The organism is Streptomyces africanus, from assembly GCF_002150735.1.
In the GTDB taxonomy this organism is placed as follows: domain Bacteria; phylum Actinomycetota; class Actinomycetes; order Streptomycetales; family Streptomycetaceae; genus Streptomyces; species Streptomyces africanus.
This window is the reverse complement of sequence record NZ_MUKA01000160.1, coordinates 1-7,651: the sequence shown is the minus strand read 5'-3', so window position 1 is coordinate 7,651 and position 7,651 is coordinate 1. Positions and strand designations below refer to the sequence as shown.

Sequence of the window (7,651 nt, the reverse complement as noted above, 5' to 3'; positions counted from 1 at the left end):
TCCGCAGATACCCGTCGGGCGACAGCTCCCCGATGTCCCCGGTGTGGAACCAGCCGTCCGCCTCCAGCACCTCGGCGGTCTTCTCGGGCAGCTTGTGGTAGCCCTCCATGATGCCCGGGCCGCGCAGCAGGATCTCCCCGTCGTCGGCGATCCGCACCTCCGTGCCGGGCAGCGGCTTGCCGACCGTGCCGGTGCGGTAGGCCTCGCCCGGGTTCACGAACGACGCCGCCGAGGACTCGGTCAGGCCGTAGCCCTCCAGGATGTGGATGCCGGCGCCGGAGAAGAAGTACCCGATCTCGGGTGCCAGCGCCGCCGAACCCGAGACGCAGGCCCGCAGGTTGCCGCCGAAGGCCTCCCGGATCTTGGCGTACACCAGCGCGTCGGCGACCTTGTGCTTGGCGCCCAGCCCGAACGGCACGGACATGGTCCCGGTACGCCGGAAGTTGTCCTGCGCGACCTTGGCGTACTCGCGGGCGACCTCGGCGGCCCACTGGAAGATCTTGTACTTGGCGCCGCCGCCCGCCCGGGCCTTCGCGGCGACACCGTTGTAGACCTTCTCGAAGATGCGGGGCACGGCCGCCATGTACGTCGGCTGCACCACCGGCAGGTTCTCGATGATCTTGTCGACGCGGCCGTCCACCGCGGTGACGTGCCCGACCTCGATCTGGCCGGAGGTGAGGACCTTGCCGAAGACGTGCGCGAGGGGCAGCCACAGGTACTGCACGTCCTCGCCGCTGATCAGCCCGGTCGCGGCGATCGCCTTCGCCATGTACGACCAGTTGTCGTGCGGGAGGCGCACGCCCTTGGGACGGCCGGTGGTGCCGGAGGTGTAGATGAGGGTGGCCAGCTGGTCCTTGGTGATCGCGCCGACCCGCTCCTTGATCAGGTCGGGGTCCTTCTCCAGCCGGGCCGCGCCGCGCTTCTCCAGCTCGTCCAGGGTGAGGATCCAGTCGGCGGTCTCGACCCCGGCCGCGTCGACGACCACGACGTGGGTGAGGTCGGGCAGCTCGGCGCGCTTCTCCCGCGCCTTGGCCAGCTGCTCGGCGTTCTCCGCGATCAGCACCCGGCTCTCGGAGTCCGACAGGATGTACGCCGACTCCTCGGCGTTGGTCTGCGGGTAGACCGTGGTCGTGGCGGCGCCGGCGCACATGATGCCGAGGTCGGCGAGGATCCACTCGATGCGGGTGCTGGACGCGAGGGCGACGCGCTGCTCGGACTGAACACCGAGCTCGATGAGCCCGGCCGCGATGGCGTAGACCCGCTCGGCGGCCTGCGTCCAGCTCAGCGACTTCCAGTCGTCCGGCCCCTGCCCCGAGGACGCGGGCACCGGATAGCGGTAGGCCTCGGCGTCCGGCGTGGCGGCCACGCGGTCCAGGAAGAGGCCCGCCACGGACGGCGGACGGTTCTCGATCAGTGTCTGTGTGTCGCTCACGACATCCTCCGGGGCCCGCGACGGCGCGGCTGGCTCAGGTGCGGCTGGGTTTTCACTCACGAGCTGCTGTTCGCGAGCCGTTGTTTAACTCACGAGTAACTATCGAGCAGGGATCAGAGTAAAGGCCGACCGGCCCCTGCGTAAGGGGCCGCGGCCTGTCACTTCCTACAGAGAGCTACCCCGCGTACGCACAGGGGCCCGCCGCACTTTCGCACGACGGGCCCCTGTTCTACCCGGTTTGCGGTGTAACCCACGGTAATCCGTGATTACTTCTTGCCCTTGCCCGACCCCGCGCTGTCATCGCTCGACAGGACGGCGATGAAGGCCTCCTGCGGAACTTCCACGGAACCCACCATCTTCATCCGCTTCTTGCCCTCCTTCTGCTTCTCCAGCAGCTTGCGCTTACGGGAGATGTCACCGCCGTAGCACTTGGCGAGGACGTCCTTGCGGATGGCGCGGATGGTCTCGCGGGCGATCACCCGGGAGCCGATGGCGGCCTGGACCGGCACCTCGAAGGCCTGCCGCGGGATGAGCTCCTTGAGCTTCGCGACGAGCCGCACGCCATAGGCGTAGGCCTGGTCCCTGTGGGTGATCGCCGAGAACGCGTCCACCTTGTCGCCGTGCAGCAGGATGTCGACCTTGACCAGGCTGGACGTCTGCTCCCCGGTGGGCTCGTAGTCGAGCGAGGCGTAGCCGCGGGTCTTGGACTTCAGCTGGTCGAAGAAGTCGAAGACGATCTCGGCGAGGGGCAGCGTGTAGCGGACCTCGACCCGCTCCTCGGAGAGGTAGTCCATGCCGAGCAGAGTGCCGCGCCGGGTCTGGCACAGCTCCATGATCGAGCCGATGAACTCGCTGGGCGCCAGGATGGTGGCCCGCACGACCGGCTCGTAGACCTCCGAGATCTTGCCCTCGGGGAACTCGCTCGGGTTGGTGACCGTGTGCTCGGTGCCGTCCTCCATGACGACGCGGTAGACCACGTTCGGGGCGGTCGCGATCAGGTCGAGCCCGAACTCGCGCTCCAGCCGCTCCCGGATCACGTCCAGGTGCAGCAGGCCGAGGAAACCGACGCGGAAGCCGAAGCCGAGGGCGGCGGAGGTCTCCGGCTCGTAGACCAGCGCGGCGTCGTTGAGCTGGAGCTTGTCGAGGGCCTCGCGCAGCTCCGGGTAGTCCGAGCCGTCCAGCGGGTAGAGGCCGGAGAACACCATCGGCTTGGGGTCCTTGTAGCCGCCCAGCGGCTCCACGGCACCCTTGGACTGGCTGGTGACCGTGTCACCGACCTTGGACTGGCGGACGTCCTTCACACCGGTGATGAGGTAGCCCACCTCGCCGACGCCGAGACCGTCGGACGACAGCATCTCCGGTGAGTTGGTGCCGATCTCCAGCAGTTCGTGCGTGGCGCCCGTGGACATCATCTTGATGCGCTCACGCTTGTTGAGCTGTCCGTCGATGACACGGACGTACGTCACCACGCCCCGGTAGGAGTCGTAGACCGAGTCGAAGATCATGGCGCGCGCGGGGGCGTCCTTCACACCGACCGGGGCCGGGACCTGTTCGACGACCTTGTCCAGCAGCGCCTCGACACCGAGCCCGGTCTTGGCGGAGACCTTGAGCACGTCGTCGGGCTCGCAGCCGATGAGGTGGGCGAGCTCCTCGGCGAACTTCTCGGGCTGCGCGGCCGGCAGGTCGATCTTGTTCAGCACGGGGATGATCGTGAGGTCGTTCTCCATCGCCAGGTAGAGGTTGGCGAGGGTCTGCGCCTCGATGCCCTGGGCGGCGTCGACCAGGAGGATGGTGCCCTCGCAGGCGGCGAGTGATCGCGAGACCTCGTAGGTGAAGTCGACGTGCCCCGGGGTGTCGATCATGTTCAGGATGTGCGTCCTGCTCTTGTCGTGGGACGGGGCCCACGGAAGTCGCACCGCCTGGGACTTGATCGTGATGCCGCGCTCTCGCTCGATGTCCATGCGGTCGAGGTACTGAGCACGCATCTGCCGCTGCTCGACCACTCCGGTCAGCTGGAGCATCCGGTCGGCGAGCGTGGACTTGCCGTGGTCGATGTGCGCGATGATGCAGAAGTTGCGGATCAGAGCCGGGTCGGTACGGCTCGGCTCGGGCACATGGCTAGGGATCGCGGGCACGCAGGGTCCTGATTCTTGAGGCGTCCGCAGTGTCTGCGGTCTCGGGTCGGATCGGATCGATACGTAGCCTCCATGGTCCCACGGGTGGGGACCATGGACGGGTTTGGGCCATGAATGAGCCCGCTGGTACCGTGGGGGGCTGTGCCTCATGCCCTCTCGCAGGAGGCACTCCTTCAAGAAATCACCCGGTACGGACCGTGCGGCACCCGTGCGGCCTCGTGCCAGAACCTGAGAAGGCTCATTCGTGGCGAACATCAAGTCCCAGATCAAGCGGATCAAGACCAACGAGAAGGCGCGGCTGCGCAACAAGGCCGTCAAGTCCTCCCTCAAGACCGCGATCCGCAAGGCCCGTGAGGCTGCTGCCGCGGGTGACGTCGAGAAGGCCACCGAGTACCAGCGCGCTGCCGCGCGCCAGCTCGACAAGGCCGTCTCGAAGGGCGTCATCCACAAGAACCAGGCTGCCAACAAGAAGTCGGCGCTGGCTCAGAAGGTCGCCGCGCTCAAGGGCTGACGTCTGATGTGACGCCGGAGGGAATCGAGCGGGCCCTCTCTCATCCGCTCCCGTCCGGCACCCCGAGCTCGTCCGCGGCCTGCGTTCGCCACGCGGGGACGAGCTCACCGGCTTGGAACCGAGGGCCGGGTGCTTTCCCATTCCCCATGGGCAGGCACCCGGCCTTCGGCCTGCTTAAGGACCGGTGCTTGCCGTTGCGTACGGCTGACACTCCCGATTCTCACTCCGGGCTCCTCTCGCGGCACAGTGGAGACATGGACGCGGACGACAGGGCAGACAGCAGGGCGGACGACAGGGACGTGCTGGCCGGGGCCCGTGTGGCGACCCGGCTTCCCGCGCAGGACCTGGACCGGGCGCGGCGCTTCTACGCCGAGAAACTCGGTCTCGAGCCGGTCGACGAACGGCCCGGTGGGCTGCTGTACCGCTGCGGCGGCGCGGAGTTCGTGCTGTTCCGGTCGACGGGCGCCTCGCCCGGCACCTTCACCCAGATGGCGCTGGAGGTGGGCGACCTCGAGGCCGCCGTGGCGGAGCTCAAGCGGCGCGGCGTGGTCTTCGAGGAGGTCGACGTGCCCGGCTTCCGCACGGAGGGCGGGATCGCCGAGATCGAGGGGAACTACCCGAGCAAGGGCGCCCGGGGTGAGCGCGGCGCCTGGTTCCACGACAGCGAGGGGAACCTGCTGGGGATCGGTCAGCCCCTGTACTGAGGCCCGCGGCCTCAGCCGCGGCCCCGGGAGCGGGCCGCCCGCGCGATGGTGACCACCGCTTTCTCCAGTGCGTACTCGGGGTCGTCCCCGCCGCCCTTCACACCCGCGTCCGCCTCGGCCACCGCCCGCAGCGCCACGGCCACGCCGTCCGGGGTCCAGCCCCGCATCTGCTGCCGCACCCGGTCGATCTTCCACGGCGGCATGCCCAGTTCCCGCGCGAGATCGGCCGGCCGGCCGCCCCGCGCCGACGACAGCTTCCCGATCGCCCGGACGCCCTGCGCCAGCGCGCTCGTGATCAACACCGGCGCCACCCCGGTCGCCAGCGACCAGCGCAACGCCTCCAGCGCCTCCGCCGCGCGCCCCTCGACCGCCCGGTCGGCGACCGTGAAGCTCGACGCCTCGGCCCGGCCCGTGTAGTACCGCCCGACGATCGCCTCGTCGATCGTCCCCTCGACGTCCGCGACCAGCTGCGAGACCGCCGACGCCAGCTCCCGCAGATCACTCCCGATCGCGTCGACGAGCGCCTGGCACGCCTCGGGCGTGGCGGACCGGCCCACCGCCCGGAACTCCTGCCGCACGAACGCCAGCCGGTCCGCCGGCTTCGTCATCTTCGGGCAGGCCACCTCGCGCGCCCCCGCCTTGCGCGCCGCGTCGAGCAGCCCCTTCCCCTTGGCCCCGCCGGCGTGCAGCAGCACCAGGGTGATCTCCTCGGCGGGCGCCCCGAGGTAGGCCTTCACGTCCTTGATCGTGTCGGCCGACAGGTCCTGCGCGTTGCGTACGACGACGACCTTGCGCTCCGCGAACAGCGACGGGCTCGTCAGCTCGGCGAGCGTGCCGGGCTGCAACTGGTCCGGGGTCAGGTCCCGTACGTCCGTGTCGGCGTCGGAGGCCTTCGCGGCGGCCACCACCTCCTGCACGGCACGGTCGAGCAGCAGCTCCTCCTGGCCCACGGCGAGCGTCACGGGGGCGAGAGGGTCGTCATTCGCAGTCTTCCTGGCCATCGCGACAAGCATCCCACGCGGCACTGACAACCAGGCCGACGGTTCTTGGCCGGGCCTACGGTTCTTGGCCGGGCCTACGGTTCTTGGCCGGGCCTACGGTTCTTCCCGCCAGCCCTCCCACTCACCGGCGAACCGGTCCAGCTCCCCGGGATCCAGCCGCTCTTCCTCGTCCCTCAGGACGACCAGCCACTGCGCGTCCTCGGCGTCGTCCTCACCGGCCAGCGCGTCCCGCACCAGCTGCGGCTCCTCGACGACGCCGAAGCGCTCGGCAAGCGCCTGCACCACCTCTTCCGCCGCGTCCCTGTCGGGCAGCACCAGCACATGTCGCACATCACTCACGCGGGCCATTGTCCGACACCGGCTCGACGCCCGGCCGCTCAGCCCTTGCGAACGACCTGCACGTCGAGGTCGACCTTGATGCTCGGTCCCACCACCGCGATGCCGCGGGCCAGCATCGTCTGCCAGCTCACCGTGAAGTCGTCCCGGTGCAGTTCGGTCGTGGCCCGGCAGGCCGCCCGGACCTCGCCCTCCATGCCGTTGCCCAGCCCCAGGTACTCCGTGTCCAGCGTGACCGTGCGCGTCACGCCGTGCAGCGACAGCGCCCCCGTCACCGCCCACCGGTTCCCGCCCTTGTGCACGAACCGTTCGCTGTAGAACTCCAGGGTCGGGAACTTCGCGACGTCCAGGAAGTCGGCCGACCGCAGATGGTCGTCGCGCATCCTCATGTTGGTGTCGATGGACGCCGCGTCGATCACCACGTGCATCGCCGACCGCTCCAGCGGCTCGGCGATGCGTATGACGCCCGCGAAGGACTTGAACTGTCCGTGGATGCGGGCCATGCCGATGTGCCGCGCGGTGAACCCGATCGAGGAGTGCGCCGACTCGATCTCCCAGTCGCCGGGCTCGGGCAGCTCGGGCGGCCGGGCCACCTGGAGCGTCACGTCACCGAGCGAGGCGAGCGTGTTCTCGGCGACCTGCGTGGTCGCCCGGTACGGCGTGTACCCCTCCGCCGACACCGCGAGCCGGTACTCCCCGGCGGGCACCGTCGTCATGAACGACCCGAAGGGATCCGCTCCGCCGCTGACCACCGGACGCCCCATGGTGTCGGTGACCGCGAACTCGGCATGCCTCACCGGCTCGTTGACGGGGTCGAGCACCCGGCAGGCCAGCACACCGGCGCTCGGCGGCGTCAGCACCGCCGCCAGGGGGCTCGTCCGTTGCACCCGGTTGGTTCTGCTTCCCAGCCAGCGGCCGATCATCTGGACACCTCGTCCGACTCGAAGTCAGCGGTTTGATCACTGTTCACCGAGGAGGCATTCGACCACCGATGGGGCTTTCGAGGCAACACGGGACCACATCACGGGAATCCAGCGCTTGTGCTGGGACTACGCACGAGTAGCACCATGTGGGCCAAGTGGGGTGTCTGGCCCCTCTGCCCCTTCTGGTCCCACCGCTCCCGGCCCTGCCCCTCCGGCCCGGATCAGCCGTCCTGGCCGATGCCCCGGACCGTCGGCACCGAGCCGAGCTCGATCCCGAACCGCTGCCGGTACACCCCGAGCACCTCCTCGTCCGTCCCCAGCTCCCGCTCCTCCCGGGTGCCGTCGGCTCCGGTCACCGTGAGCCTGCGGCCGCTGAGCGTGATCCTTCCTCCGTCCTCCGTGACCCGCGAGCAGACCAGCGACCGCGTGAAGTGCGACACCGGCGACGTGCTGTGCCACCACACCCCGGCCACGAAGTCCCCGAGCACCCGCGGCCGTAGCTCCAGGCGGTACTGCGGTCTGCCGTCGCGGATCACGTCCAGGTCCGCCGCCTCCGCCGTGTCGTGCCCACCACGCACCCCGGCCGCGTCCGGCCGGGGTGCGTGGTGG

Annotated in this window: 8 protein-coding genes; 2 read left to right on the top strand and 6 right to left on the bottom strand. The window is 69.5% G+C overall.

Going from position 1 to position 7,651, the window contains the following annotated elements; all coding sequences use genetic code 11:
• On the bottom strand, window positions 1-1,432 hold a 1,432-nt coding region (locus CCL05_RS20275), incomplete at its 3' end, for an AMP-dependent synthetase/ligase (protein ID WP_086561907.1).
• Window positions 1,433-1,698: 266 nt separating this feature from the next.
• Window positions 1,699-3,567, bottom strand: a complete 1,869-nt coding sequence (gene lepA, locus CCL05_RS20270) for a translation elongation factor 4 (RefSeq protein WP_086561906.1) — start codon at window positions 3,565-3,567, stop codon at window positions 1,699-1,701.
• Window positions 3,568-3,811: 244 nt separating this feature from the next.
• Between lepA and rpsT the strand changes: the two genes are divergently transcribed.
• The gene (rpsT, locus tag CCL05_RS20265) at window positions 3,812-4,078 is read left to right on the top strand and encodes a 30S ribosomal protein S20 (RefSeq protein ID WP_010042013.1); all 267 of its coding nucleotides are present in this window, start codon (window positions 3,812-3,814) and stop codon (window positions 4,076-4,078) included.
• A gap of 254 nt (window positions 4,079-4,332) precedes the next feature.
• Window positions 4,333-4,782: a VOC family protein gene (locus tag CCL05_RS20260; RefSeq protein ID WP_086561905.1), complete on the top strand. Its 450-nt coding sequence runs from the start codon at window positions 4,333-4,335 to the stop codon at window positions 4,780-4,782.
• An 11-nt stretch (window positions 4,783-4,793) separates the two neighbouring features.
• Here the strand turns inward: CCL05_RS20260 and holA are convergent, their stop codons facing one another.
• The 4 genes from holA to CCL05_RS20240 form a co-directional block, all read right to left on the bottom strand.
• On the bottom strand, window positions 4,794-5,783 hold the full coding sequence (holA, locus tag CCL05_RS20255; protein WP_208641572.1) for a DNA polymerase III subunit delta: 990 nt from the start codon (window positions 5,781-5,783) through the stop codon (window positions 4,794-4,796).
• Window positions 5,784-5,876: 93 nt separating this feature from the next.
• Entirely contained in the window at window positions 5,877-6,122 is a 246-nt protein-coding gene (locus tag CCL05_RS20250) for a hypothetical protein (RefSeq protein ID WP_086561908.1), read from the bottom strand.
• A gap of 38 nt (window positions 6,123-6,160) precedes the next feature.
• Window positions 6,161-7,042, bottom strand: coding sequence for a YceI family protein (locus CCL05_RS20245; RefSeq protein WP_086561903.1), 882 nt, complete (start codon window positions 7,040-7,042; stop codon window positions 6,161-6,163).
• A 221-nt stretch (window positions 7,043-7,263) separates the two neighbouring features.
• Window positions 7,264-7,651, bottom strand: a 388-nt coding sequence (locus CCL05_RS20240) for an arylamine N-acetyltransferase (protein WP_143589917.1), incomplete at its 5' end; no start/stop codon positions are given.

Coding starts and splice junctions, on each gene's coding strand:
- CCL05_RS20245 (WP_086561903.1), bottom strand. CDS start 7,042: ATGATCGGCCGCTGGCTGGGAAGCAGAACCAACCGGGTGCAACGGACG.
- holA (WP_208641572.1), bottom strand. CDS start 5,783: ATGGCCAGGAAGACTGCGAATGACGACCCTCTCGCCCCCGTGACGCTC.
- CCL05_RS20260 (WP_086561905.1), top strand. CDS start 4,333: ATGGACGCGGACGACAGGGCAGACAGCAGGGCGGACGACAGGGACGTG.